The 26,483-nt window shown below is 54.6% G+C and carries 27 protein-coding genes; 10 read left to right on the forward strand and 17 right to left on the reverse strand.

Going from position 1 to position 26,483, the window contains the following annotated elements; translation table 11 throughout:
- Window positions 1–28 precede the first annotated feature (28 nt).
- Window positions 29–739: a MurR/RpiR family transcriptional regulator gene (locus tag ACULM0_RS04325; RefSeq protein ID WP_463679238.1), complete on the forward strand. Its 711-nt coding sequence runs from the start codon at window positions 29–31 to the stop codon at window positions 737–739.
- A 354-nt stretch (window positions 740–1,093) separates the two neighbouring features.
- Here the strand turns inward: ACULM0_RS04325 and ACULM0_RS04330 are convergent, their stop codons facing one another.
- Window positions 1,094–1,441 carry a hypothetical protein gene (locus tag ACULM0_RS04330; protein WP_463679239.1) on the reverse strand — a complete coding sequence of 116 codons (348 nt, stop codon included), beginning with the start codon at window positions 1,439–1,441 and terminating at the stop codon, window positions 1,094–1,096.
- A gap of 126 nt (window positions 1,442–1,567) precedes the next feature.
- Between ACULM0_RS04330 and ACULM0_RS04335 the strand changes: the two genes are divergently transcribed.
- A complete protein-coding gene (locus ACULM0_RS04335; RefSeq protein ID WP_463679240.1) occupies window positions 1,568–1,984 on the forward strand; it encodes a rhodanese-like domain-containing protein in 417 nt (138 codons plus the stop codon).
- Window positions 1,985–2,002: 18 nt separating this feature from the next.
- On the opposite strand, the gene ACULM0_RS04340 is transcribed toward ACULM0_RS04335, so the two are convergent.
- From ACULM0_RS04340 to ACULM0_RS04380, 9 genes are all read right to left on the reverse strand, one after another.
- Complete coding sequence (locus ACULM0_RS04340) at window positions 2,003–2,884, reverse strand: hypothetical protein (RefSeq protein WP_463679241.1); 882 nt, start codon at window positions 2,882–2,884, stop codon at window positions 2,003–2,005.
- Window positions 2,885–3,036: 152 nt separating this feature from the next.
- A complete protein-coding gene (locus tag ACULM0_RS04345) occupies window positions 3,037–3,294 on the reverse strand; it encodes an HPr family phosphocarrier protein (RefSeq protein ID WP_463679242.1) in 258 nt (85 codons plus the stop codon).
- A gap of 1 nt (window position 3,295) precedes the next feature.
- Window positions 3,296–5,005, reverse strand: coding sequence for a phosphoenolpyruvate--protein phosphotransferase (gene ptsP / locus ACULM0_RS04350; RefSeq protein WP_463679243.1), 1,710 nt, complete (start codon window positions 5,003–5,005; stop codon window positions 3,296–3,298).
- Window positions 5,006–5,015: 10 nt separating this feature from the next.
- Window positions 5,016–6,383, reverse strand: a complete 1,368-nt coding sequence (locus ACULM0_RS04355; protein WP_463679244.1) for a PTS fructose transporter subunit IIC — start codon at window positions 6,381–6,383, stop codon at window positions 5,016–5,018.
- Window positions 6,384–6,396: 13 nt separating this feature from the next.
- Window positions 6,397–6,840, reverse strand: coding sequence for a PTS sugar transporter subunit IIA (locus ACULM0_RS04360; protein WP_463679245.1), 444 nt, complete (start codon window positions 6,838–6,840; stop codon window positions 6,397–6,399).
- Window positions 6,837–7,787 carry a 1-phosphofructokinase gene (gene pfkB / locus ACULM0_RS04365; protein WP_463679246.1) on the reverse strand — a complete coding sequence of 317 codons (951 nt, stop codon included), beginning with the start codon at window positions 7,785–7,787 and terminating at the stop codon, window positions 6,837–6,839. Before pfkB ends, ACULM0_RS04360 begins: the two co-directional genes overlap by 4 nt.
- The gene (locus ACULM0_RS04370) at window positions 7,784–8,542 is read right to left on the reverse strand and encodes a DeoR/GlpR family DNA-binding transcription regulator (protein WP_463679247.1); all 759 of its coding nucleotides are present in this window, start codon (window positions 8,540–8,542) and stop codon (window positions 7,784–7,786) included. Before ACULM0_RS04370 ends, pfkB begins: the two co-directional genes overlap by 4 nt.
- 225 nt (window positions 8,543–8,767) lie before the next feature.
- On the reverse strand, window positions 8,768–9,616 hold the full coding sequence (locus tag ACULM0_RS04375; RefSeq protein ID WP_463679850.1) for a thiamine pyrophosphate-dependent enzyme: 849 nt from the start codon (window positions 9,614–9,616) through the stop codon (window positions 8,768–8,770).
- The gene (locus ACULM0_RS04380; protein ID WP_463679248.1) at window positions 9,616–11,298 is read right to left on the reverse strand and encodes a 2-oxoacid:acceptor oxidoreductase subunit alpha; all 1,683 of its coding nucleotides are present in this window, start codon (window positions 11,296–11,298) and stop codon (window positions 9,616–9,618) included. The genes ACULM0_RS04375 and ACULM0_RS04380 overlap by 1 nt, the downstream gene beginning before the upstream one ends.
- A gap of 172 nt (window positions 11,299–11,470) precedes the next feature.
- On the opposite strand from ACULM0_RS04380, the gene ACULM0_RS04385 reads away from it, so the two are divergent.
- Window positions 11,471–11,962, forward strand: a complete 492-nt coding sequence (locus ACULM0_RS04385; protein WP_463679249.1) for a phosphatidylglycerophosphatase A family protein — start codon at window positions 11,471–11,473, stop codon at window positions 11,960–11,962.
- 91 nt (window positions 11,963–12,053) lie between these two features.
- Here ACULM0_RS04385 and ACULM0_RS04390 read toward each other — a convergent pair whose 3' ends face one another.
- Both ACULM0_RS04390 and ACULM0_RS04395 read right to left on the reverse strand, forming a co-directional pair.
- On the reverse strand, window positions 12,054–13,463 hold the full coding sequence (locus tag ACULM0_RS04390) for a YfcC family protein (RefSeq protein ID WP_463679250.1): 1,410 nt from the start codon (window positions 13,461–13,463) through the stop codon (window positions 12,054–12,056).
- Between the two features lie 16 nt (window positions 13,464–13,479).
- Entirely contained in the window at window positions 13,480–14,688 is a 1,209-nt protein-coding gene (locus tag ACULM0_RS04395) for a M20 family metallopeptidase (RefSeq protein WP_463679251.1), read from the reverse strand.
- Window positions 14,689–14,907: 219 nt separating this feature from the next.
- Between ACULM0_RS04395 and ACULM0_RS04400 the strand changes: the two genes are divergently transcribed.
- The 5 genes from ACULM0_RS04400 (at window position 14,908) to ACULM0_RS04420 (ending at window position 20,455) form a co-directional block, all read left to right on the forward strand.
- On the forward strand, window positions 14,908–16,905 hold the full coding sequence (locus ACULM0_RS04400) for a methyl-accepting chemotaxis protein (protein WP_463679252.1): 1,998 nt from the start codon (window positions 14,908–14,910) through the stop codon (window positions 16,903–16,905).
- Window positions 16,906–17,111: 206 nt separating this feature from the next.
- Entirely contained in the window at window positions 17,112–17,822 is a 711-nt protein-coding gene (locus ACULM0_RS04405) for a response regulator transcription factor (protein WP_463679253.1), read from the forward strand.
- A complete protein-coding gene (locus tag ACULM0_RS04410) occupies window positions 17,819–18,706 on the forward strand; it encodes a sensor histidine kinase (protein ID WP_463679254.1) in 888 nt (295 codons plus the stop codon). Before ACULM0_RS04405 ends, ACULM0_RS04410 begins: the two co-directional genes overlap by 4 nt.
- A 100-nt stretch (window positions 18,707–18,806) precedes the next feature.
- A complete protein-coding gene (locus ACULM0_RS04415) occupies window positions 18,807–19,712 on the forward strand; it encodes an ABC transporter ATP-binding protein (RefSeq protein ID WP_463679255.1) in 906 nt (301 codons plus the stop codon).
- A complete protein-coding gene (locus tag ACULM0_RS04420) occupies window positions 19,709–20,455 on the forward strand; it encodes an ABC transporter permease (RefSeq protein WP_463679256.1) in 747 nt (248 codons plus the stop codon). The genes ACULM0_RS04415 and ACULM0_RS04420 overlap by 4 nt, the downstream gene beginning before the upstream one ends.
- 23 nt (window positions 20,456–20,478) lie before the next feature.
- Here ACULM0_RS04420 and ACULM0_RS04425 read toward each other — a convergent pair whose 3' ends face one another.
- Window positions 20,479–21,234 (reverse strand): IclR family transcriptional regulator, encoded by a 756-nt coding sequence (locus tag ACULM0_RS04425; RefSeq protein ID WP_463679257.1) that lies wholly within the window; start codon window positions 21,232–21,234, stop codon window positions 20,479–20,481.
- Between the two features lie 175 nt (window positions 21,235–21,409).
- On the opposite strand from ACULM0_RS04425, the gene ACULM0_RS04430 reads away from it, so the two are divergent.
- Complete coding sequence (locus ACULM0_RS04430; protein WP_463679258.1) at window positions 21,410–21,814, forward strand: DUF4332 domain-containing protein; 405 nt, start codon at window positions 21,410–21,412, stop codon at window positions 21,812–21,814.
- 23 nt (window positions 21,815–21,837) lie between these two features.
- Complete coding sequence (locus ACULM0_RS04435) at window positions 21,838–22,113, forward strand: hypothetical protein (RefSeq protein WP_463679259.1); 276 nt, start codon at window positions 21,838–21,840, stop codon at window positions 22,111–22,113.
- Window positions 22,114–22,183: 70 nt separating this feature from the next.
- On the opposite strand, the gene ACULM0_RS04440 is transcribed toward ACULM0_RS04435, so the two are convergent.
- The 4 genes from ACULM0_RS04440 to pgsA all read right to left on the reverse strand — a co-directional run bounded on the left by ACULM0_RS04440 (window position 22,184) and on the right by pgsA (window position 26,401).
- Window positions 22,184–22,897: a YaaA family protein gene (locus ACULM0_RS04440; RefSeq protein WP_463679260.1), complete on the reverse strand. Its 714-nt coding sequence runs from the start codon at window positions 22,895–22,897 to the stop codon at window positions 22,184–22,186.
- On the reverse strand, window positions 22,872–25,175 hold the full coding sequence (locus tag ACULM0_RS04445; protein WP_463679261.1) for a putative bifunctional diguanylate cyclase/phosphodiesterase: 2,304 nt from the start codon (window positions 25,173–25,175) through the stop codon (window positions 22,872–22,874). Before ACULM0_RS04445 ends, ACULM0_RS04440 begins: the two co-directional genes overlap by 26 nt.
- 132 nt (window positions 25,176–25,307) lie before the next feature.
- The gene (locus ACULM0_RS04450) at window positions 25,308–25,859 is read right to left on the reverse strand and encodes a 3'-5' exonuclease (RefSeq protein ID WP_463679262.1); all 552 of its coding nucleotides are present in this window, start codon (window positions 25,857–25,859) and stop codon (window positions 25,308–25,310) included.
- The gene (gene pgsA, locus ACULM0_RS04455; protein ID WP_463679263.1) at window positions 25,856–26,401 is read right to left on the reverse strand and encodes a CDP-diacylglycerol--glycerol-3-phosphate 3-phosphatidyltransferase; all 546 of its coding nucleotides are present in this window, start codon (window positions 26,399–26,401) and stop codon (window positions 25,856–25,858) included. The genes ACULM0_RS04450 and pgsA overlap by 4 nt, the downstream gene beginning before the upstream one ends.
- Between the last annotated feature and the right edge of the window lie 82 nt (window positions 26,402–26,483).

The raw sequence follows: 26,483 nt of genomic DNA on the forward strand, positions 1-26,483 counted from the left end.
AAATGTAAAATGTTGGAGTTGAAAACATATGATCAAATTGAACATGGAACAACTGAATCCTCTTGAAGTGCAGATTTACGACATACTCTTAGCATACTCGAAATCACACCCCAAATTTCGAATCAATCAAGCTGCAACGTTGTGCGGTTGTTCTGAATCCAAAATTTCGAAGTTCGTAAAAAAGCTAGGCTTTGCAAACTTCAAACAATACCTGGAGTTTCTCTACGGATCGGAGCTACCGGTATCCGAACAATCGAACGAACTGGCGCGTATCGACCAGTTCATCGAAACCTTTGATCCTTCCTTGGTCGAGGAGCTACTGGAGCTGATTCTCACCCACGACAAGATCGTCTTTTTCGGTTATGGACCCTCTCTCCTCTGCGCACAGTATTTTGAATACCGTCTGCGCACCTGTTCGAACAAGATGGCCATGTCCGTTTCCGATGAAATCTCCGTGTCTTCCCTGGTCGATGAGAACACGCTCCTGATCATCTTGACCGTCACCGGTACCTTCCATTCCTTCGAAACCGTTTGCGACAATGCCAAGCGCAAGGGATGTGAAGTCGCCATGGTAGTAGAGGAGTACAACACCGATCTGTTCGATCAGTGCGACAAGATTTTCTGGTTGGCCAAAACGCCCCAACCGAATGATCTGAAGGCTTATGAGAAATCGCGCACCATTTTCTTTGTCTTCCTAGAAGAGGTCATCCAGCGCATCCTACATCATCAGAAAGCTTAGCATACCCCACGAAAAATAGTTCGCAGGAAAAAGGCTAGGGCATCGTTGCCCTAGCCTTGCTTTATGCCTGCGTAAGCGCCTTCGGTTGTCTCCTGCGTTTTGAACCGATCCAGCTCATCACGCTTCCTTCAGATGCTCTGCCACCGTCTTTGCAGTCGCGCTGGTGATCGCAATCCCGCCGAACAGACCCAAGGTCCAATTAGCATCCTCTGGGTTTACTCCTGCCAATAAGAAAAGGATGAACAGTCATCTGTCCATCCTTCGGGTCGTTACGATCGTGCATGATACGGTTCGAGGCGGGTATGAAATAGACAAATCCATAGTCAATGCTCTACTCGATGGTACAAGGGATCTTCAGATGATCATCTGGAAGAACGTATAGTTCAGGAGGAAAAGACCGATCTTGGACAGCGGAATCGCGCGTACACGTGCATCCTCATGAAGGCGCATCCAGCCACCGGTTTCTACCAACCCGAGGACGGATACAGATCCCGTCATACACCCGCCGCCGGCAAAGGAACTCCCGTCGTAAGGTAGGCCGTGGGTCATTTGTCGCGTCAGGCGTTCGATCAAGAGCATCATAGACAGGATGATCCAGACGAAAAAGAAATTGTCCAGTCGATCGGGACGGTAAATGATATAGCTGATCCCCTCGACCACAAGCCATACCGGTAATTGGTTGTATACGATCCATCTCTTCATAAAAATCTCCCCCCTTGTTTCCTTCTCTATACCTATCATACAAAAAAATGGATGTGAAGTTGTTAACACCCCTTCATGACTTTCTGACAATTCTGTCATCTTTTCTTTGACCAAAAGGAGGTTGCCATGCCGTCGATTCTCCCGATCTTGCTCATCGTCTCCATACCGATGATCCTACTGCTTCTCTATTTTCTGATCAAAATGAAAAAAGAACCGGGTACCACAGCGCCCGTGATCTCCCCTTCGGATGCCCTCGCCATGGTGAGGGACAAAGATGCCGTCTTGATCGACGTGCGCTCACAAGCAGAGCACGACTGGGAACAGGTACCGGGCGATGTGCTCATCCCCCTGGACATCCTGGTGGATGAGGTTAAAATCCGATACAGCGACAACACACGACCCCTGATCCTCTACTGCCGCACCGGCAGACGTAGCGCCATTGGAGGTGAGCAGCTTCTCAGGGCAGGCTACGTAAAGGTCTTTGACGCAGGCGGCATCGCATCTTGGGAAGGAGAAAAAACAGGAGACCGCTATCGCACGTGACGCGATGGCGGTCTCTCTCTAGTCTTTTCTCTTGTATAGCAAGGCCGTCACAATACAACCGAACACAAAGGTCGACAAAGCCGTCTCCACCATATGGGAGAAGCGCACGCTGGCCTGAGGAATCAGGGGATTGGCCAGCAGATGACCGATGTTCTGGGGAAGTGCGAACAGCGCCCCTACCAGGAGCATCGTGGGCACTAGGGACCACCGGGAACCGCGGATCACAGGCCAGGCGAAAAGCGTCCAAAGCATCGCACGTAGCACCTGGAAGGGAAAAAGGAATGGGTCCTCCCTGAGCGTCATCATGGTGTGGGTCCAGAAGGGGGCACTCGGCCCCGGGCTTCCGTAGAAAGCCCTGAGCTCAGGGTTCTGCCAGGCGATAAAATACCCTGCCAACCAGTAGACCACCACATAGGCAAAGGCGATCAGCAGAAGTCGCCAGATCACTTGCCCCAATGACCTGATCTGTACCCTGCGGACACTCTCCAGCGTGGATCCCCGTCCCTTGCCAAGGAGCCACACCGCCAACGGCACGTATAAAACGGCCACGGGAAGGCCCATGAGAAACAGTCGCGGTAAGAGCGCCGGATCCACCGTGAGCCCCGAGAGAAAGTACCAGGTCTCGATCTGCATGACAAAGGTGGTGGTGCCGTAATAGGCGAATCCCACCGATGCCATCAGCTTGACCCCACGCCACCGTGAGCTTCTGATCATCGCCGCGATGACCAGGACATGTACCCAGATCACCAGGAGCAGGGCGATCTCCGCCCGCACGGGACCCGGCTCTGGCATGATTTCAGGCAGATACCCGCCCACGAAAGACGATCCCCACAGGTAGATCGCCACAAAGGATACAAACAACGCCGTCCACCGGCCCACTTCTTTCAACACACGCACCATCCAAAACGCCCCCTCTATCCCTTCAGTATATCCCCAGGGACAGCAGAAGTGGGACGAATCAAGAAAATTTAAGATATGAAAGAGCGAAGCCGCGGGGGGGTTACCGGCTTCGCTCTTTTCTTAGCTCCATGGCTCGTTCTATGGTTTGTCTCTTATTCCATCTCAGCGATCATTTTCTCAAGGACCGGGGCCATCTCAGCCTCGTCAGGCCCATCGACCTTCAGGGTCACTTCAGCGCCCTTGGCCGCACCGAGACTCAAGATGCCCATGATCGACTTGGCATTGACCTCTCGGTCCTTGTAGCCGATGAATACCTCGGACTGAGCCTCATTGGCTTTCTTGACAAACTCCGATGCGGGGCGGGCGTGGAAGCCCTGGGGGGCTTGTAGTGTAATCTTCTTCTCAATCATATCAAACAGTCTCCTTCATAAACGCTTCCAGGGTCTCGCGGACCTCAGCTTCGGTCGATAGGTTCATGACTTCTTCCACAAGGGATTGTAAAGCCTTGGTATCGTGGGATCTGACCAGTTGCCGAGCGCGCAGGATGCTGCCGGCAGACATGCTGAACTCATCAAGACCCATACCGAGCAGGAGTGGGATCAACCGCTCATCTCCGGCCGCCTCCCCGCACATGCCTACCATGATTCCTGCCTCACGGCCGGCGTCGATGGTCATCTTGATCAGATGGATTACCGCCGGATCAAAGGGGGAGTAGAGATCCGTCAACCGTTCGTTCATCCGGTCGCAGGCCAGCGTGTACTGCGTCAAATCGTTAGTGCCGATACTGAAGAAATCCACTTCTCTTGCAAAAGCACGTGCCATCACCGCCGTGCTCGGAATCTCCACCATGATCCCACACTGGATCGATGGATCGAAAGTCATTCCCTCGGCTTCGAGCTCGCCCTTAGCTTCCTCGAGTAGGGACTTTGCTTCTCTGAACTCTGCTAGCGTCGTCACCATGGGGAACATGATCTTGATCTTGCCCCGCGTCGAGGCCCTGAGCAGGGCCCGTAGTTGTGTCTTGAAGAGAGCCTTGTCGTCGAGACAGATCCGCAGGGCCCTGTAGCCCAAGAAGGGATTGAGTTCGCTCGCTACGTTCAGGTAGGGCACATTCTTATCTCCACCGGCGTCGAGGGTCCGGATGATCACCGGGCGGCCGTCCATTTTCTCGGCTACCTCGCCGTAGACCGCTGCCTGCTCATCTTCCGAAGGCGGCGTCTTGCGGTCCATGAAAAGAAACTCGCTCCGGAAGAGCCCGACGCCCTCGCCATCGTTGGCAAGGACCGGTTCCACATCCGCCGGGCGGGCGATATTGCCCGCCAGCTCCACGCGTCTGCCGTCCTTCGTAACACTCTCCATGCCGATCAGACGATCGAGTAGCGCCTGCTCCTCGCGTTCCTTCTTCTGCAAGGCCAGGTAATGGTCGATCTCCTCCTGTTCCGGGTTCACCAGGATTTCCCCGGTACTCCCGTCCACGATGATCATTGCGCCGTCCTCGATCTTATGGTCGGCCGACAGGCCCACGAGCGCCGGGATGCCCAGACTCTTGGCGATGATCACGCTGTGTGAGGTCCGGTTCCCCTTCTCTGTCACAATGGCCACCACCTGCTCAGCATCCATCGCCGCCGTCTGCGACGGCGACAGATCCTCGGCAATCAGCACCGTTGGCTCATCGAAATGCGACAAATCTTGTTTTTTCACACCGGTCAGGTGACCGATCACGCGATCGGACACATCCACTAGGTCCGCCGCACGGGCCTTTAGGTACTCATCATCGATAGCCTCGAACATGGCCACCAGCGCATCCGTAGCGTTCTTGAGAGCAAAGGCTGCGTTCAGCGACTCCTTCTCGATCACTTGTTTGGCCTTGCCCGTCCACTCGGGATCGTGCACCATCATCAGGTGTGCATCGAACACCGCAGCTTCCTCGGTCCCCACGCGCTCTTTGGTGCGGTCCCGGATGACTTCTAGCTCCGATGTGGTCTGCGCCAAGGCCTCATCGAGCTTCTGCAGTTCAAGGGCAGGATTTTCGATCGTCTTTCTTTCGATGACCGGCACCTCGTCGATCACACACACGGCGCGACCGACGGCGATACCCCCTGCTGCTGCGATAGCTTTCATGCAAGCCCACCTACGCTTTCTTCAGTACGGATACGAGTCCACCGGCCACAGCTGTTCCAGCAGCGATAGCCACGAGATACATCACAAGATTGGTCACGGCATTCGGGATGAAGAAGACGAAGACACCACCGTGCGGTACGGCTAGGGCTGCGCCAAAGAGCATCGACAGCGCACCGGTCACCGCAGAACCCGCCATGAAGCTCGGAATCATACGCAGGGGATCGGCAGCGGCAAAGGGAATGGCCCCTTCCGTGATAAAGGATGCCCCCAGCGCCCAGGCGGCCTTACCCGCCTCACGCTCATCAGGTGTGAACTTGTTTCTGGCGATCAACGTGGCCAGACCTACGGCCAGCGGTGGTACCATACCGGCTGCCATGACAGCTGCCATGACCTGTGAGGACTGCCCCGCCACCAAGGTCCCCACACCAAAGGTGTAGGCCGCCTTGTTCACTGGACCACCCATATCGAAGGCCATCATCAGCCCCAGGATCAAGCCTAGGATCACCGAGTTCGCACCGGACATGCTAGTGAGCCAGTTGTTGAGTCCCGTGTTGATCGCCGCAACGGGCGTTCCGATCACGTAGACCATACCGAGACCAACGATCAGCGTACTGATCACTGGAAGCACCAGCACCGGCATGAGACCGGCCAGGGACTTCGGCAACTTGATGGTTCTCTTTAGAAAATTAACGGTATAACCTGCGAAGAAACCGGCCAAGATACCACCGAGGAAACCAGAACCCGTGGAACTGGCCAGCATACCACCGACCATACCAGGTACGAGACCGGGGCGATCGGCAATGGAAAAGGCAATGTAGCCGGCTAGGATCGGTACCATGAGCGCGAAGGCCGAGCCGCCACCAATGTTCATGAGCGTGGCCGCCAGGGTCCCCTCCTCTTCAAAAGCCGTGATCCCAAAGACAAAGCTCAGTGCGATCAGGATACCACCGGCGGTCACGAAGGGAATCATAAAGGACACACCGTTCATGAGGTGCTTGTAGGGCCCCTTGCGGTCCCCCTTCTTCTCAGCCTTGGCCGCTTCCACAGCATTGCTAAGATCCTGCTTCTGCCCGTAGACCGATGCCGTCTTCGCCTTCTCAATCAGACCCTTGGCGTCCTTGATCGCATCCTTGACGGGCACCTCGATCATCTTCTTGCCGGCAAAACGCTCCTTGGGAACCGCCGCATCGGCCGCGATGATGACCGCATCGGCCGCGGCAATATCCTCGGCCGTCAGTTCATTCTCCGCACCCACGGATCCGCGGGTCTCTACCTTGATCTCTGCGTTCATTTCTTTTCCTGCGATCTGCAGGGCCTCGGCTGCCATGTACGTGTGGGCGATGCCCGTGGGACAAGCTGTTACAGCAACAAATTTCATCGTGAATACCTCCTTATTCAGCGAGCAGCGCGATCACGGCATCGTAGCCGTCGGCCTGCATCAGTTTTTCTCTCAGATCAGCGTGCATAAGTTTGCGCGAAAGTAGGGAAAGGACCTTCAGGTGATCATCGCTCGCCTTCTCCGGTACGGCCACGAGAAAGAGCAGGTGGGCGGGCTTTTCATCCATGGAATCAAAGTCCACGCCAGCCTCGCTCTTGGCAAAGACCAGGGCCGGCTCTTTCACGCCGTCACTCTTTCCGTGGGGAATGGCGATACCCATCCCGATGCCCGTGGAGTACTCCTCCTCACGCTTGAATACAGCCGCCTGAAAGGCTTCCCGGTCCTGCAGTTTGCCGGCACGGTCGAGCACGTCGACCATCTCTTCGATCGCACCCTTCTTTTCCTTCGCCTGAAGTTCGTTGATCACGAGTTCCTCTGATAAAAGCTGTTTGATCATTGGATTTCCTCCCCTTCTCTCGTCAGTTCAGCTACCTGTACCTGTTCCATATAGTTCCTTAGATTCTCTAGATCCCCCGTATGACTGCCCGGGGTTTCAATGACCGAGGAAGCTGTTGCCACTGCCCGCTTCAATGAGGTGACGGGAGACTCTCCCGCCGCCATGGAGAAGGCGAGACCGCCCACCAGGGCATCCCCAGCGCCGACGGTAGACTTCACGTCCACCTTCAGGGCCCTGGCGAAGTAAACGTTTCTTTCGTCCACCCACAAAATTCCCTCTTCACCGAGTGACAGGACCACACACTTGGCACCAGACACCAGTAGCTCCTCACAGGCTGCAATCTGCTCGGCGCGTCTGGGTAGTTCGCGCCCCACGTGGTCCTCGAGTTCCTTGAGGTTTGGCTTCACCAGGGCAGGACGGGCCTTTAATCCTTCTGTGAAGGACGGCCCGTAGCCATCCAGGATCACCCGGACCGCACCCTCGTGGATCGAGGCGAGGTCTCGGTAGATTCCCTCCGGCCATCCAGGAGGTAAGGAGCCCGAGAGCACCAGCACGTCGTTCTTCTGTAGCTCCTCGCCAACCTTCTCTTTGATAGCATCGAAGGCCCGCGCTTCTCCACTTGGCCCCTTCTCATTGAAGTCTGTGTAAGTGCCACCGGCTTCATCGACAATCTTGATGTTAATCCGTGTTTCACCGGAAACGGGGATACACGCGTGGTCGAGGCCCAGCTGAGTCAGCTGCCTGTCTACCACCGACAGATTCTCTTCTCCCGCGATGAGCAGGGCCTTCGTCTGGCCACCCATCTTCTGGAGTGTTTTGGAAACGTTGATGCCCTTGCCACCAAGTACGGTGACGGTTTCCTTCACCCTGTTGATATGATCGATCGTCAGATGATCAATGTACAGGGTCCGGTCCATGGCCGGATTGAGCGTTACGGTAATAATCATCGGTGCCGTTCACCTCCTGCAATCCACTTTTCCTTGAGCCGATCGTACCCTGGATCCTCGATTTCTGTGTCCGAGATGATTCCATCCAAGGCCTCCAGCGAACAGATTCGGTTGAACTGTGTCCGTCCCACCTTACTATGGTCGAGAAGGCAGTAGCTTTTTTTTGCGATTTTGAGCATGGCCCGCTTGGTCTGGGCCTCCGTGGCGTTGGCCGTCATGATGCCACTGTCATCCACCCCGTTGGCACCGATGAAGGCGTACTGCACACGGAAGGTATCCAGCGTGCGATCGGCCACGGGTCCCACGAGGGCCCGCGTGTTCCAGCGGATGTCCCCACCCGTCAGAATCACGGTGACCTTGGGGTCCTGTTCGTAAAGCAGGGCGATATCGATGGCATTGGTCAGAATCGTCACTTCTCGGTTCTTGAGCAAGCGGGCCAAGGCCAGCGTTGTGGTCCCCCCGTCGAGAACCAGGGTATCGCCGTCGCGGATCATGTCGGCCGCGATCTTGGCGATGCGTTCCTTTTCCTCGCGGTAGCGGTCCACCTTGTCGTAGTAACTGGGCTCTGTCTCCTCATCGAGGAGCATGGCCCCACCATGGGTTCTAAGTAGCAGTTTTTTTTCATCGAGTTCTGCGATATCACGTCGGATCGTGGCCTCGGAGACGTCGAAGGCAACGGCGAGCTCCTGTGTCGTCACCTTTTTCTTTTCTTGTAGCCTGGATAGAATGGCTTGTTTCCGTTCTTCGGCGAACACGAGACGACCTCCCTTTTCACATTTGATCGTTTTGCTTGTTTGTTTATGTTCATATTATATCGTTTATGCACTTTTGTCAACGCTTTCATGGCGAAAAACGAAAATTATCTGTCTATTTTTGCGCATTGTTTATAAATCCAGACAAAAGAAAAGGTGCATTGAAATTTCTCGCACAAAAAAAACGCTCCCCATCATAAGATGTAGGGAGCGTCTGATGATTTTTGCTTATTTTTCGTCCATCAAATCCTGTACTGCCGAGAGATCCCGCTTTCTCTTGACGATTGGGGTCTCGTCTTCTCGGTAGATATTGATCTTTTCCTCAAAAGACTCTTTCCCCTCCACCTGATACAGGATGCCCAGTGGATACTTATCACGCTTGAGCGCTAGGGTCATAGCCGCCGCGTGGTCCGTGGGGTCGTGGTCCTCTAGATAATAGGAGTTCTCCTTGTACCAACGGAAGTTGTTTACCTTGTTGAAAGACACACAGGGCTGAAAGATATCCACGAGGGCGTATCCCTTGTGCTGGATGGCCGCCTTCATGATTTCTGTCAGCTTCTCCACATCTCCTGAAAAAGCACGTGCCACAAAGGTCGCTCCAAGGGAGAGGGCCACGGCCAGCGGGTTAAAGGGTTCGTTGATCACGCCATCCACCTGGACGGGCGTATGGAAATCCATTTGGCTCGTCGGCGACGCCTGTCCCTGCGTCAGACCGTAGACCATGTTGTTGTGGACAAAGTGAGCGATGTTCGGGTTCCTGCGAATATTGTGGATGAAGTGGTTACCACCCTCTCCGTACATGTCCCCGTCACCACCCTCGGCGATTACCGTCAACGCTGGGTTCGATGCCTTGATGGCCACGGCCAGCGGTAGACCCCGCCCGTGCAGGCCATTGAAAAAGTTCGTATTCACATACTGTGGCATTTTGGCCGCCTGTCCGATCCCCGAAGTCATGACCACCTGGGTAGGATCGAGTTCCAGCTCCTGTAGCGCCGCGATGAGCGCCTTGCGGATGCTAAAGTCTCCGCAACCAGGACACCATGCGATATCGATGTTCCGATCAAATTCAAAATTCATCATACGAGCACCTCCTCGAGCATTTCGTCGATTTCTTCGATACTAAAGGGTTCGCCATTGTACTTGAGGATCGAATCATCGGCTTCCACGTCGAGTTCAAGTTTCATTAACTTGGCAAATTGACCCGTGGCATTGTTCTCGATAACCACGATTTGCTCGGCCTGATCTGTCAAATCCAGGATCGAGTTGTGCAGTGGATAGACCTGCTTCACATAGAGGAAAGCCACATCCTCTCTATCGCAGGTATCGATATACTCCTTGAGCACTCCGTAGGTCGATCCCCAGCCGATGATGAGCTTCGCAAAGTTCTCGGGACCGACCAGCTCCACGTCCTGATAATCATCAAGGAGCAGGTCTTCCTTGGCCAGTCGTTTCTCGTTCATATCGATGCGCACGTTAAAGTCCTCGGTGATGAGACCTTCTTCCGTGTGCTCATCGGAGTCCACCTTCACAAGTCCCTTCCCTCTTCCGGGAATTCCACGCGGTGACAGGGGATGGTCGGAAAGCGCGTAGCGTAGATAGGTCTCCTCGGTCTCCACGATGGATTCTTCTAGGTAGTCCTCTTCGAGTTCGAAGCGTTCCATCTGCCAGAAACTATCCACGAAATACTGGTCTGTCAGGATAAAGACCGGTACCTGGTACTTGTCCGCCAGCCAAAAGGCACGCTGTGACAGCTTGATGGCATCCTCAGGATAACCCGGTGCCAGCACGATCCGTGGGAACTCACCGTGGCCGCCGTAGACGGCTAGGTTCAAATCCCCCTGTTCGGTACGCGTCGGTAGACCCGTGGCCGGTCCCGGCCGCTGGGCAATGTGGATCACACAGGGTGTCTCGGTAATCCCCGATAAACTCAGCGCTTCTTCCATCAAGGCGAAACCGCCACCGGAAGTCGTGGCCAGTCCCCGCGCACCAGCGTACCAGCCGGCGACGACCATATTGAGCGCCGCGATTTCATCTTCCGCCTGTTCCACCAGCACCCCGAACTCTTTCGCATGTTGGGACATAAAGACCAACAGGGCCGTGGAGGGTGACATCGGATAGGAGCTGACAAAGTTGCATCCCCCGGCCAAGGCCCCTATACCGACGGCCGCCGTACCGTTTAGGATCTTCAGCTCACTGGCCTTCTCGTTCTTCTTCACGGTCTTGGGCAAGTCGACATCCTCAGATTTCGACCGTCCCATCTTAAAGGCCTCTTTGTTCTCCTCGAGCACCTTTTCTTCCAGATGGCCGAAGCGCTCGTCGATCAATTCATTGCAATAGTCTTGGTCAAACGCCAGAAGACCGGCGATGTAACCGAACAAGATGGTGTTGGCGTAGAGCTTGTTACCCGCCTCTTTCGCCAACTCACCCAGCGGAAAGATCTGTGGCTTTCCCTTTTCTTTCCCCGAGAAGAAATCCTCTTCTCCAAAGATCATCGTTTCCTCCGTCACACGTTCTGTCAAACGATCGTAGGCATGGTCGTTGAGTAGGAAGAGGTAATCGATTTTCTCCTGGTAGGCCATGACCCGCTCATCGGCGAGGCGAATCTCCACGGTATTGTTCCCACCCCGTACGCGGCTCATGATCTCTTTCGTACTGAAAACATAGTAGTCGTTCCCCGCAGCCTCGACGATAAAATCCTCGAGCGTCTGCAGCCCTTGACCGGCTTCGCCAGATAGGACTATGGTCAAACTATGCTGCATAATGGTCCCTCCTTTTCTTTACTTGCACTGGTACATAAATACCCTGTTGTCCTCGGATAAAAACAAAGGGATGCCCCTGACATGAGAAATCCTCCTCCGATCTACTCGGCTGGTAGTCGGAGATCGAATCGGGTATACCTATCAAGGAAAAGATAATATAAGGAGGCAACTTATGAAGACTTATGATCTGGAAAGCCTACAGCGCACCACAAGAGAACTCTTGAAGAAACGCGGTGTCGAGCTCACCGATGTCGCCGACATCGTCTACATGCTCCAGGAGAAGTACAACCCGGGGCTCACCATAGAACGGTGTCTGGAAAGTGTGGAGGCCGTGCTACAGAAGAGAGAGGTCATCCACGCGATCCTGACGGGTGTTGCTCTCGATGAACTGGCGGAGAAGAAGCTATTACCCGAGCCCCTGCAGTCCATCGTGGAAGTGGACGAACCCCTCTACGGTATCGATGAGATCCTACCCCTGTCCATCGTGAATATCTACGGGACCATTGGCCTGACGAACTACGGCTACCTCGATAAGGAGAAAAAGGGGATCATCAAGAAACTGGACGAGCTCAAGGGGAAGGAAGTCCACGTTTTCATGGACGATATCGTGGCCGCCCTGGCCGCCTCGGCCGCCAGCCGCATCGCCCACGACGTAGAAGATTAACGAAACACGAAGCTCCAGATTTCCCAAGGGAAATCTGGAGCTTTCATTTTCTTCACCGCTTCTTTTATCCGCTCTTCCTACACATCACTGCCTAGAAAGGTCCAAAGCCTATGTTGTGGGCGATGACCACCAGGATACCACCGACGATATACTGGACCAGGATCAGCGGTAAGAACCACTTGGCCCACTTCGTCCACGGGATCTTGGCAAGGGCCAAACCCGCCATGAAGTAGCCTGAGGTGGGGGTGAAAATATTGGAGATACCATCTCCCAGCTGATAGGCGAGCACCGCTGTCTGGCGTGTCACACCCACAATATCCCCCAGGGGGGCCAAGATCGGGATAGAGACCGCCGCCTGGCCACTGCCCGATGGAATCAGGAAGTTCAGGAAACACTGGAAGATGTACATGCCCAGTGCAGCGAAGGACGTCGGTAGGCCCGAGACCAGATTAGAGGCAGCGTACAAAATCGTATGCATGATCTGCCCCTCGTTGAGCACCACCAAGATCCCGCGTGCAAAACCGACCACCAGGGCACCGCCGGCGATGTTGGCCATACCGTTGGCCAGGCTCTTGGCAAAACCGTCGAGACCCAGCCCACCCACGAGACCAGCCACGATGGCCATCCCGAGAAAGAGTGCTGAGAGCTCCATGATATACCAACCATACTGGGTCACGCCGAAGACCAAAAGTGCGATGGTGCCTGCTACGATCCAGAGCACCAGCTTGCGCTGCGTGTTAAAGGTTTTCAACGCATCGAGATCAATCTCATCCTCGCGGGCCAGGTCCTCGTGGTACATCAGACTACTCTTTGGATCCTTTCTCACCTTGCCGGCGTACCAGTAGACAAAGCTCACCGAGACCGTCAGCATCACCAGGTACACGAAGATCCGGTAACCCATTCCCGAAAAGAGCGGGAGCTCGGCGATGCCCTGGGCCACGCCCACGGTAAAAGGATTCATGAAGGCACCGGCAAAACCCGCACCCGCACCGAGAAGGACCATGCCGGCGCCCGTAAGCGAGTCAAAGCCCAGGGCCACGGCCAAGGTCACCATGATCGGAATAAAGGGTAGGGTCTCCTCTGCCATGCCGAATACCGCTCCCCCAAGGGAAAAGGCGATCATCACGATCGGCACGATGGCCCGTTCCTTGCCGGCCATGGTCTTGGTGATCCGCCCCAGACCGGCCTCGATGGCACCCGTATCATCGATCACGGCAAAGGATCCACCCACGATGAAGATAAAAAAGATGATCGTGGCCGTCTCCGACATCCCCTTGGGTACGGACTGTAGAAAATCGAAGACACCCAGCGGCTGGTTCTCTACGAAGCTGAAGGTCGTGGAATCTACCACCTCGCGACCGTTGGCCGCCTCCATCATCTCGTACTGGCCTGCAGGAACGATGTAGCTCATGACAACGCCAATTGCAATCAACACCAATAAAATCACGTATACATGCGGTACTTTGAACGCTTTCTCTTCCTTTTTTACGATATCTGCCACAATTTCTCCCCCTCGTTCAATCCTGTGGTTCGTTACAAAACGCTTGAGCAATCTGTTTGTACACTAGCATCCCAGGCACCAGATGTGCGATGGGGATGTGCTCATCTGTCGAGTGCGCCGACGATAGTTTCCCCGGCGCCAAGACGATCGTCGGGATTCCCTCCCGGTCGAAGAGGCCCCCATCGGACCAGGCTGGAAAATAGGTGTGCCTGGCCTTCAACTCCGTCACCGATTCCACCGCATCTGTTGCGATCCCCACCAGCGGGTGGCGCGGATCAATGGACATGGGCGCGTGGACATACCCCTCCTTCATCACGCTCTCCGGCATGATCTCGAGCCTACACTTGAACGTCGGATCCTCGGTGGCCATCTGTTCGATCACCGCCTGAATCTGTCCTGTGATCTCGGCATGGGTTTCCCCCGGTAGCCATCGCCTGTCAAAGGTGATCACGCATTCCCCGGCCACGGTACTGGGTTGGGTTCCCCCGTGGATGGTACCGAAGTTGATCGACCCCTTCCCGATAATCGGGTGGGCGGTCTTCTCGATATGGATCGAAATCTCACGCTGGAGGCGGCTGATGAGCTCGCTGGCATGGAGAATTGCATTGACTCCTTCCGCCTGGTTTCCACCGTGGACTGTCTTCCCCTCAATGGTTAGCGTGTACCACTCGAGTCCCCGGTGGGCCAGGCACAAGCCGAAGTCCGTCGGTTCGCCGATAATGGCCGCATCGACCTCGATCCCCTGTTCCAAAAGAGCAATGGTCCCGAGACTACCGGCCTCCTCGTCAATGACCCCGCCGAAGACGAGATCTCCTTTGAGCGGTGCTCCCTCTCTTTTGATCGCCACCATGGCTGCGATCATACAGGCCAGCGGCCCCTTCATGTCCACGGTACCCCGTCCGTAGAGACGGTCCTTCTCCTCGATCACCTCATAGGGGTGGGCCATCTCATAAGGGGGGACCGTATCCGTGTGGCCCGTGAACAGCAGGCTCCTACCACCACCCCTTCCCTCGAGCCGGGCCACCACATTGCACCGGCCATCGGCCACCGGAATCAATTCCGAGGAAATGCCCTCCTTTTGAAAGAGATCGTGGATATAGGCCGCCGTGGCCGTCTCCTGTCCCTTCACTCCACTGTGGCTCGGACGAGCCACCAGTTCTTCGATCCAGCGGATGATTTCCTTCTCCGACACCGAAGCCCCGTCTGTTTTGAGCTCTCTCTCCATAAACACCCTCCTTTTTTACCTTGTTCAAACTGCGAACAAGATGTTCATATATAGGATTTAATTCATTCTACCATAAATAATCTGAAAAGTACAAATGCGATGTGACCGTTAAGAATTGAGCCGTTAAATGCTCCCTTGAATCCGCTTCTCACCACCTAGTAAGTGTGGTATGATGAAGCATAATATCGTCAGCCTATTAACAGTCGAAGGGAGCTTCTTATGAATCTATCGCGAAAAATCGCCCTGTTCGTTGGGGTTTTACTCTTGGTCGTCTCATTGGGTCTGGGCTTCACCGCCGTCTACTTCGCCAGCGACACGGTGACAGAAGAAGTGGAAACCGCCCTGATTGCGGCCTCCGATACTGGAGCCCGCGAGGTGGAGATTACCGTCAATAGCCATCTGGCGATCTTACAGGAAGTCGCCAACCGCTCGGAGATGACAGGTCGCAGTTGGGCAGATAAACGCAACTCGCTGGCCGCCGACGTCGAACGCCTGGGCTACCTGGATATGGCCATCGTTGATCCCGATGGCACGGCCCGTTACGCCCTCAGCGGTGACGTGGCCTCTCTCGGCGATCGTAGTTACGTACGGCGCGCCTTCGCCGGTGAACCGAACCTTTCCGATGTACTGATCAGTCGCGTCACAGGAGATGCCGTTCTCATGTACGCGGTTCCGATCTACAGCCAAGATCAGGTGGTCTCTGTTCTCATCGCTCGTCGTGACGGGAATTCCCTGAACGAAATCACCGATGGGATGGGCATCGGTCAGATGGGTTACGCCTATGCCATCAACCAATCGGGAACCACCGTGGCCCACCCCGACCGCGAGATGGTCATGAACCAGGTCAATGTGATCGAACGGGCCGCAGAAGACGCCGCCTTTACCGATGTCGCCCGTTCCATCGAAAAGGCCCTGGCGGAAGGCCGTGGTGTGGACACCTACGACTACGCGGGGCGCACGAACTACGTAGCTTATGCCCCTATTCCCGGCACCGAGTGGACGCTGCTCAACGTCGCCGTAGAAGAAGAGGTGCTGGGGAACCTGGCCGACATGCGCAACCTTCTGATGCTCATCACCGGAGGCTTTCTCCTCGCCGGAATCCTTGCAGCTCTCTTCCTGGGATCCTCCATCGCCAAGCCCATTTCCCTTTTATCAGACCGAGTCGAGAAGATCGCTAACTTCGACCTAAGACAGGATACCGAACAAGCCTTACAGCGTTACGGTGACCGTCGGGATGAAGTAGGTACCATCGCACGCTCGGTGGAGAGTATGCAGCAGAAGCTCCGCGGTCTGGTCGAAGAGATCGCCAGTGGCTCTGAAAGCGTCTCCGCCTCGTCAGAGGAGCTCACGGCTACTAGTCTGCAGTCGGCCACGGCCGCTGATGAGGTCGCTCGCACCATAGAGGAAATCGCCCGCGGTGCCACCGATCAGGCCAAAGAAACCCAAGATGGCGCAGAACAGATCCACACCCTCGGCGAAATCGTAAACGAAGACATCCGATTGGTCAACGCCCTCAACCTCTCGGCCGACGAGATGAACCTGCTGAAGGACGCTGGCATCGCTGCCCTCGCCGACCTTCGGGAAAAAACCCGGCAGAACAATGAGGCAGCTCAAGAGGTGCACGAGATCATCTTGGAAACCGACGGCAACACAGAGAAGATTGAACGGGCCAGCGATATGATCAAGTCCATCGCCGACCAGACGAATCTCCTGGCACTTAATGCTGCCATCGAAGCCGCAAGGGCCGGTGACGCCGGCCGCGGTTTCGCCGTCGTCGCTGAAGAGATTAGGAAGCTTGCCGAGCAGTCGAACACCTTCGCTGAGGAAATCTCTGAGATTATCGCTGGACTCTCCCAGCAGACATCCAAAGCCGTGAAGACCATGAACGCAGCCGGTCAGATCGTGACCGCCCAGATGGATAGCATGGAGCAGACCCACACGAAATTTGACGGGATTGCCAGTGCCATCGAAGCCGTGAGACAGATCGTCGACGAACTGAATCACTCGAGCCAGTCCATGACCGAGAAGAAGGAAGAAATCGTCAAGGTCATCGAGAACCTCTCGGCCATCTCGGAGGAAAATGCCGCGGGTACCGAAGAGGCCTCGGCCTCCGTGGAAGAACAAACGGCAGCCATGGCACAGATTGCCGATGCCAGCGAAGGACTTGCCGAACTGGCCGCCCAACTTCAGAATCAGATCCGACAGTTCCAGCTATAAGGAACACCCTCTCCCATGCAAATGAGACCGGTCATCGCACCGGTCTCATTTGTTCTTTTTGGTTTCCAGTACTTTTTACTGTTTTTGATCTCAACAAAAAAGCTTAAAATTCTGTGAAATTTTTCCTATCTTTCCGTTAATGCTGCCTGTCGGCCTGTAGGGTTGTGCTATGCTCTTTCCATAAGAAGACAAGGGAGGAAAAACACATGCACAGCCTCACAAAGGAAAGACTCCTCGTTATTGAGGACGACCGGGAAATCGCCGATCTCATCGGTCGCTACTTGACTGTTGAAGGGTTTGATGTGGACATCGCCTACGATGGACTGCAGGGACTATGCTTTTATCGCGAGCACCGTCATGAATTGATCCTCAGCGACATCGCCATGCCGGGACTCAATGGGCTCGATCTCGTGGGAGAGATCCGGGCCCTGGGCGATCCCGCCATCCTACTTCTCACGGCAAAGTCCAGTGAAAACGAAAAGATCCTGGGGCTTAATGTAGGCGCCGACGATTACATCACCAAACCCTTCTCCATGCCAGAGGTCCTGGCCCGCGTACATGCGCACCTAAGAAGCCAGCGGAGAATACGATCCGGTGCCCGCCCTCTCCACATCGGCCCCTTTGTCATCGATCCCCAGAAGCGTCTGGTCAAGAGACATGGCCTGTCTATTGATTTTCGGCCGCGAGAGTTCGACATCCTGCTGCTCCTCGCCACGCATCCCGACCAGATCCTAAGCAAAGAACAGATCTATGCCCAGGTATGGAAGGAACCCTTCCTGGGCGATGACAATACCATCATGGTCCATATCCGGCGCATCCGGGAAAAGCTCGAATCAGACCCCTCCCATCCCGAGTGGCTCGAAACGATTTGGGGACTTGGCTATAGACTCCGCGGGGAAAGCAGAGAAACCTCATGATCCTGTTCTTGGCCGCGCAGGTCCTCCTTCTCATGCTTTGGTTTCTGCAGTGGCAGAACCATCACCGGCGGGAAGAGTTGCGCAGGGAGACCCTCCGTCTATATGAAGACGGACATCACAATCTCCGGATTCCACTGCGTCTGCCTGCTAAGCCGGACACAAGCGACGCCACGATCAACCGAATTCTCGATACCCACCAAAGGCAGCACCTCCAGATGATACGTCGCGAAGAGCAGCGGGTCCAACTGATCGCTGATCTTTCCCACGATCTGCGCACACCGCTGACTGCTGTTATCGGGCACCTGGAGGCTCTCGATCACGGCGTGATCACAAGGGAAGCCGAACGCACCCGCTACATCGAACGTAGTGCCGTGCGAGCCCGACAACTGGCGAACCATCTCGACCGCCTTTTCACCTACGCCAGGACAGAGAGTGGTGATGACGCCAGGCCGCCTGAATCCTTCGATCTTTGTGCCCTTTTGCGTGAGTGCTTGATTAAAATGTACCTCCAGATTGAGGCGAGAGACGTAAGACCCGAGATTCATCTGCCGGATCGGCCCGTCCAGGTGACCCTCGACCCCACTGCTGTGAAAAGAATCGTGCAAAATCTCCTGGATAACGCCCTCCACTATGGCAGCGAGGGGAAATGGATTCAGCTTCGGCTGGAGGTGCACGGGGAAGACTGTGTCATCACTGTCGCCGACGGTGGCCAGGGGTTCACCCTCCCCCCAGACCGGCTTTTCGAAAGACGTTTTACCACTGGTGGTACGGGTCTCGGACTTGCCATCACTTCTAGGTTGGTCGAACGGTTGGGTGGTCAGATGAATGCCGAGAGTATCCCTTGGCACCAAACGACCTTTTCCGTGACACTACCCAAGTACTGAATCCGCTTTAAGGAACTGTTCAGGTTCTCGTCAGGAACACTTCAGGTTCATGGTGTATCATGGGTTCAGATCAGAAGAAAGGAAAGGAGAACTTATGACCATGATCCGAACGACCCATCTATCTAAGAAATACGGAGCCGTTCCGGCGGTGGAGGAACTCTCCTTGACCGTTAACAAAGGAGAAATCTATGGGTTTCTCGGCAACAACGGGGCGGGCAAAACCACAACGCTCCGCATGCTCCTGGGACTCGTGCGCCCCGACAGCGGCACAATCGAGATCTTGGGGAAGGACATTCAGCCCGGTGAAAAGATGCTCTCTCGTGTGGGCGCCATGATCGAGTCCCCGGGTTTCTACCCGAACCTGACCGCCAGGGAAAACCTGATGATCTTCGCCCACCTGCTCGGCATCTCCAAACAGGATCAGATCGACCGTCTGCTGGAAATGGCTGGTCTCAGCGCCGCGGGAGATAAGAAGGTCGGCTCCTTCTCCATGGGGATGAAGCAACGCCTGGGCATCATCCGGACGCTGATCGCCGATCCCGAGCTCTTGATCTTGGACGAACCCACGAACGGACTCGATCCCAACGGCATCGTGGAGGTGCGCCGGTTTCTCAAAAAACTGAGCCGGGAACGCGAGATCACGATTCTCCTCTCCAGCCACCAACTCTCCGAGGTGGAACTTCTCGCCGATCGCATCGGCATCCTCCACCATGGAAAACTCCTCGACGAAATCACCCTATCGGACTTTGCCCGGTCCAAACGCCGGTACCTGCGGCTCATGGTGGACCGCCCCCCGACGGCTGCTCGCCTCCTCGAACAGGAGCTAATGATCACCGACTACCGTGTCCACGAAGAAGAGCTGCGCATCTATGAACGTCTCGATGAGGCTGCCCTCATCAACCGACGTCTGCAGGAGGGCGACGTGTTGGTGCACCACCTGAGTACCATCAGGCCGACGCTCGAGGACCATTACATACAACTGACGAGCGGGGGGATCATCTCATGATCGGTTATCTTAGGGTAGAACTTTTGAAACTCAAGCGCTCGAACATGCTGTACCTTCTTTTCGCCGGCACCCTGTGCTCACCGCTATTGAACTTCATCGTCTATCGGTCTCAGGCAAAATGGGCGGAGGAAGCCCCCCTCTTCTATGATTTTGTCAACCAGACCATCCTGCTCAACAGCCTGATCATCGGCACCCTGCTCTACGGTTTGTACGCAACTTACCTCATAGAACGGGAGTACAGCGACGATATGATGAAGCACCTCTTTTCCCTGCCCACCGGCCGAGGCCGTTTCCTTTTGGCTAAGGTCTTCATCCTGGCGCTTGGTCTCATCGCCATGGCCACCTCGGGATACGTGACCACGCTGCTCTTTTCCCTTCTCGGCGGATACCGAGAGATCACGATGGTCACCCTCCTCCAGTCTGGCCGGCTCTTCTATACGAACACGCTCCTCTTCCTCCCCCTGCTCATGCCCATCTTTTTCGTAACCCTTCTCTTTAAAAACTTCGTGGCACCGATCGCCGTCGGAATCGTGATCGAGGTGTTCCTCTTCATGGCCACCCAATCGAAGTACATCGCCTACTTCCCCTGGTCGGCCCCCCTGCTCCTCGGAGTGGATCTCAACAGCCAGCATATCGAACTGACGATGGGTAGACCTTCGCTCAGTTTGTATCTCGCCATGGGCGTCGGCGTCTTTTCCTTCCTCCTCTCACTCGTCTATCTCAAGCGGTCGGAAATCTACTGATCAAAATGAGAAAAATCCGCCGGTCAGGGACTGTACCGGCGGATTTCTTCTGCGTATTTGAATAAAATGTCCTTCAGCTCTTCGATGCGTTCCTCGTGGTCCTTCTGCTTGAGGTAGGAAATTGCTACACACACCTTTACCTCTCCCTCTTCGTTGAAAATCGGAATGCCCACACCCACAGCATAGGGGAAGGTTTCCTCGTCGCTCACCACGTATCCCTGTTTTCGGATCTTCTCGTACTCCTTCAGGATTTCGTCCCTTTCGGTCAAGGTGTTCTTGCACACCTTCTCGAAGGTCTGCTGGTCGAGCAGTTCCTCGACCCGATCCTGATCGTAGTAGGCCATCAGGCATTTTCCATAACATCCGCGGTTCATCGGGTAGAAGAGCCCCGGCTGGTAATTCATTTTCATCGGCTGGTTGATCTCCAGCTCGTACAAGGAGATGATCCGCTCGTGGTCCCTGATTGCCAGCCCCACGGACTCGCGTGATTCCTCAGAAATCTTGGACAGCACCGCCGTCAGCTTGTTGTTGAATTGCAGCTGTTTATAGTAGACGGACCCCATCCGGTAGAGTCCCGGTCCCAAGCGATAGGCTTTTTCCTCTTCCTCTTTCATCACCAGGTTGCTGTCGATCAGATCGTCCAGCATCCGGTGGATCGTTGTTCGATTGATCTGGAGCTTCTCCGAAAGCTCGGCCGCTTTGAAGAGATAAGGAGGTTCGCTCAGGGCTTCAAGCAGAAGCGTCGCTTTTTTGATGCTCGATAATTTTTCGCCGGCCATGTCACTCGCCTTCTTTCTTTTTGTCTACCTTCATTATAGGGGAAAATCCCTGTTCTGTCATATGCTCGGCCGGATGAATCTTTTCATTGATTCTCATTTATTCTGTTAACCATTCCCATCCGGTGGTATCTATAGAATAGGCAATTGTTCATAAGTGTAGAGAAAGGATGGTTCCATGGCTAAACTCAGTACGATTGAAGGCGTTGGAGCTGCTTATGAAACAAAACTCAAGGAGGTGGGCATCGGTTCCATCGAAGCCCTTTTGAAAACGGGGGCATCGAAGAAGGGCAGAAAAGAAATTGCCGAGAAGACAGGCATCCAGGAGAAGACGATCCTCACCTGGGTCAACCATGCCGATCTGATGCGGATCAAGGGCGTTGGTGGACAGTACGCGGAGCTTCTGGAGGCCGCGGGCGTCGATACGGTGCCAGAACTCGCCCATCGAAACGCAGAAAATCTTTGCGAAAAGATGAATGAGATCAACGCGAAAAAGAACCTCGTGCGCGTGCCCCCCACCGTGAAGCGCGTGGAGAATTGGGTGGCCGAAGCCAAGGGCCTCGGTCGCATGGTCGAGCATTAAAACGATAGGAAAGGAGCGATCTTTTGGACTTTAAAAAGAAATTCAACGAACTAGCAGGTGACCTCAAAGAACAGTTCAATTTGGACGATCTGGATCTCGACAAGCTGTTGTCCGATGATTTTATCAAGAACAACACGACACTGGAATCGGTTCGCGATTTCATCGATAAAAGCGGATTCAACGTCGAGAACTTATCCGATTTAAAAGACGTCCCACAGGAAAAGCTCGACGGTTTCATCTCGAACGTCAGTGACTTCGATTCCCTCAAGGATATGCTGAACAAAGCCATGAACCGTTAGATAACATGTGAGAGCATACAAACGCCCATCTGAATCGATTCAGATGGGCGTTTTCTTGTCCACTGTGTTGTCATCGGATAAAGGTGAGGGTGCGGTCCGTCGAATCCTCTTCAGAAAAGACGTAACCGAGACCATCGAAGTGCTTCAGGTTATCCACCGTGGTCGGTTTCGTCATGGCGGCAAACCGCAGGAAGGCACCCCTCGCTTTTTTCGCGTAGGTGGCCACTGTCCTGAGCTTCCCATCTTCTCTGCGTTCCTTGATGTCGATGGTAATCAGCCGATCACCCACTTGCTCCCTGTCAATCAGTTTCATGTACTCCTTGGAGGCAAGGTTCACAATGAAGTCCTCCTTGGGAAGTGCGTCCCGAATCGTATCCCGCCAATAATCCACCAGATTGAGGTCCATATCATCCACTAGGTCCAACCGGTAGGGCGCGAAACGTTCAGTCGGCCGTAAGTATCCGTAAAGAGCCGAGAGTATCCAGAGATGGGCATCGAGATAAGCACACTGATCCGGTCGAAGCGAGGCATAGTCCAGTTCCTTGAAGATCAGGCCTGCATAGCCCGGAAGTGCCCGGTAGTAGCCGGGATCCGCAAGGAGTTTCTGCGCCTCCGCGACCACCTGGTCCGAAGCACCGTAGACTTCCTTCAGCTCGTCGTGGTTCATCTGCTGAAGCTTATCTCTCAGGTGCATGGCCTTATGTTGTCGGTCTTCATCCGGCCATCGGCCATCTTGTCTACCACCGAGTTCCATCGTCTTACTGGGGCTGGTGAGAAAAATCATCGCATAACTCCTTTAGTAGATTCTCTTTCATAGGTCGATAAAAATAATAGCCCTGTAGCACATCGCAGCCCTTCGCCTGCAGGTAATGCCACTGCATTTCCGTCTCAACGCCCTCCGCCACGACCTCGAGTCCCAGACCATGGGCGAGGGCCACGATCGAACCCACTAGGTGCTTGCCCTGGTCAGGGTCAAGAAGATCCTCGATAAAGGACTTATCGATCTTCAGCGTGTCGATGGGCAGGCTCCTCAGGTAATTCAGGGAGGAATACCCGGTCCCGAAATCATCGAGCGCCACGCGAACGCCTAAATCCTTCAGGCGGTGCAGCGTTCGCACCACTTCCTCCGGACTCTCGATCAGCACGTGCTCGGTGATCTCGAACTCCAGACTCTTGCCGGATAACCCGGTTTCTGTTAAGATCCCAATGACCTCCTCGACAAAATGTTCCTGGAAGAACTGCATGGGGGATAAGTTCACGCTGACCACCGTATCATGGCCCAGACACATTTGCATCCTCCGGTTCACCTCGCATGCTCTTTTCACCACGTAAGCTCCAAAGGATAGAATCAACCCCGTCTCCTCGAGCACTGGGATGAATCGATCCGGCGATACGATTCCGAATAGCGGAGAAGACCACCGCATGAGGGCCTCAAAACCCCTTATGCGTTCATCGGAACTGCGGATCAACGGCTGGAAATGCACATCGATCTCACCATTTTCCATGGCTCGGCGGATGTGCGTTTCAAAAAGGGCCGTCTCCAGTGTGGACTCCTCCATACCCATATCGAAGATGCGGAAGGTGTTCTTTCCCGCCGCCTTCGCCACGTACATGGCCGTCTCGGCATTCTTGATCAGGGTATCGTAATTGCTCCCGTGGTCGGGGTACACGACACCACCGATGCTGATGGAAATGGAAAACTGAAATTCCTCGATATGGAGCATCTGATCCATGACCTCCGTCAGGACTCTGCTCTTATCGGTAAGACGCTCCCGGTGGCTCTCCACAGGCCCGTGGTTGAAGCTGAGGAGTGCGAACTCATCACCTCCAAGCCGAGCGAATACATCATCCGGCTCCAAGCGTTTTTTCAACTGGGTCACCAGATCGCGAAGTACTTGGTCGCCCACGCGGTGCCCCAGGGTGTCGTTTACCTTCTTGAAATCGTCGAGGTCGAAAAGGAGCACAGCACATTTGTCGCTCCCCGATGCGATCGCCTCTTCCACAGACTCTTTGAAGAAGACTCGATTCGGGAGACTCGTCAGGTTGTCGTAAAAGGCCAACCGTTCGATGCGCTCTTCCTTCTCCACGAGGGGTGTGATGTTGTTGTGGATCACCGTGATCACTTCGATTTCACTGTTGGGGGTGATCTTGGGGGTCATCACAAGATCGTAAACCTTCTGCTCCCCTTCCACTGCCAGGGCCACGCGACGCGAGACAGCACGTCTTTTCTCCTTGACCTCTGTCATCAGATTTTCATAAGCACTGGTCAGCACGGGAGGTGCGCCAACCATCGCGTAGTGCGCGCCAATCACCTGATGCACATCACAACCGATGAGGCCACAAAAATGGCTATTTACCATCTGTATGACCCCCTGACGATCCATCAGAAAGATGACATTGGGAGAGGAGGCCACGATCGCACGGTGTATTTCCAGTTCCATCTCTTGCGACGAGAGCAGTTTTTCTTTTCTTCGAATTTCGTGAAGGAGCACCTTCTGTTCTGATAGGAGTTCCTCAAAAGTCACCCGAAACCGCTCGGCCAAGAAATAGAAAAGACCACCCACCGTAAGGAACAGCATTAGGCGGTTGATGAAAGTCTCGTAAGAGGCGGCATAGTAAAGTACGTCATAGCGGATCTGTAATACCCCCACCACCCACAAGAACATGGTCACAGTGAGTAGGGCCGCCAGCGTCAGGGCCATCCACCGTGCGCTTTCACGGCGCAACAAAAGGGCGCCGAACCCCACGTTCATGCCCATCAAAAACAGACCGGGGCCCGCCATGCCGATAAAAAGGAGGCTAATGCAGCCTAGTAAGGTCAGGATGCTCAAAAAAAACACGAGCAAATGCCTGAGTGACAGTGTGTTCCTTCTGTAGGTCACCACGAGCAACAGCAAATAGACTGGTATCACCGCTAGGGTCAATCCCAGTCGTCCGATGCTCCACTCGCTGATCAGATTGGTCAGGAAGAGGGGTAGCCCCACGATCGACATGATCACGAGTAAATCCCCCACCCATTTTCTGACCAGCACATCCATTTGTGTACCAATGTGTTTCGTCAACGGAAACACCTTCTTCCCTAGCATATTTATACCTCGAAACGATCGGAATAAGCAGCTGATCGGACGACCTTGACCTGTTCATTTTTGCATGAAAAAAGACACCTGCGATCATGTTGATCACGCGCGTCTTTTCTAGCGACAAGCTTTGGCCTTCTGACAGATCAGGTAAACGGCCACGGTATCGTACCGTGCATCATGGGCACGGGCGCCACGTGCATCGTAAAGGTAGTCGAGTGCCCCTTGGATTTCCAGATCACTGATTCCCAAGCGCCCCGTGAGCTTTGACAGCTTCGGGTACCGGTGGAAGCCCAGCTCGGCACCCAGCTCTTTCATCGTACAATACGACCTCGGCACTTTCACACGACTACCCGCGCGTCTGAGTTCGGTCGCAAGGAACTTCGCATCGAAAGCTACATTGTGGGCGACGAACACATCCGCCCACCTCAGGTCCGCCTCGATCTCCGCCAGATGATCGGAGAACAATCGACCCCCGGAGATGCGGCGGAGTCCTTCTACGCTCATCCCGTTCACACGGGCGGCACCGGGCGAGATACTCTCTACCCTGAAGAAAAAGTTCTTAGCTACAGCCGATGGCATTTCATCTGCATCCAAAATGTAAGACAGCTGGCAGATCTGGCCCGGAAAACGATCTGTCGTCTCCGTGTCACAGTACATATACCTCATGAGGTGTCCCCTCCCTTCACCTTGGTCGCGTAATGATGAGCGTAACTTGCGAAGGCGACCACCTGCGAAGCAATCGCGAGGTACAGAAAAATGGTGACGACCATCTGCGCGTCGAGAAGTAGGACCGTAGCGATCGCAAAGAAGAACATAACCGTTGATAATTTACCGAAAACATTCGAAGGAATGACCACCCGCTCTTCACGAATAAAGTACAGGTAGATGCCACCGCCGATCATGAACAGTTCTTTGGCTAAAGGGACGAGCAGAATAACCAGAGGAATGAGTTCGCCTATGTAGAGGGACAAGAGGACAGTCAAGAGCATCAGCTTATCGGCGAGCGGATCCAGTACCGCCCCCAGTTTCGATTGCAGGCGGAACCTGCGTGCGATGATTCCATCGAGCACATCGGTGAATCCCGCCAAGGCGTAGACGAAGAAGGCCCAGCCGTAGGCCCCTGGATCACCCGAGAAGAACACGTTTACGAACACTGGTATGAGTGCGATTCGAAAGAGCGTCAATAGATTGGGTATATGTTTGAGCATTTGGCACCTCTTTCCGTACAGTCTTCTTTTTAGAATGATGCCCTATTTTCGCCCTGCTAATCACCAGGGTGATGAAGCACTT

The organism is Halotolerantifilum yawarlongkerapense (assembly GCF_054506745.1).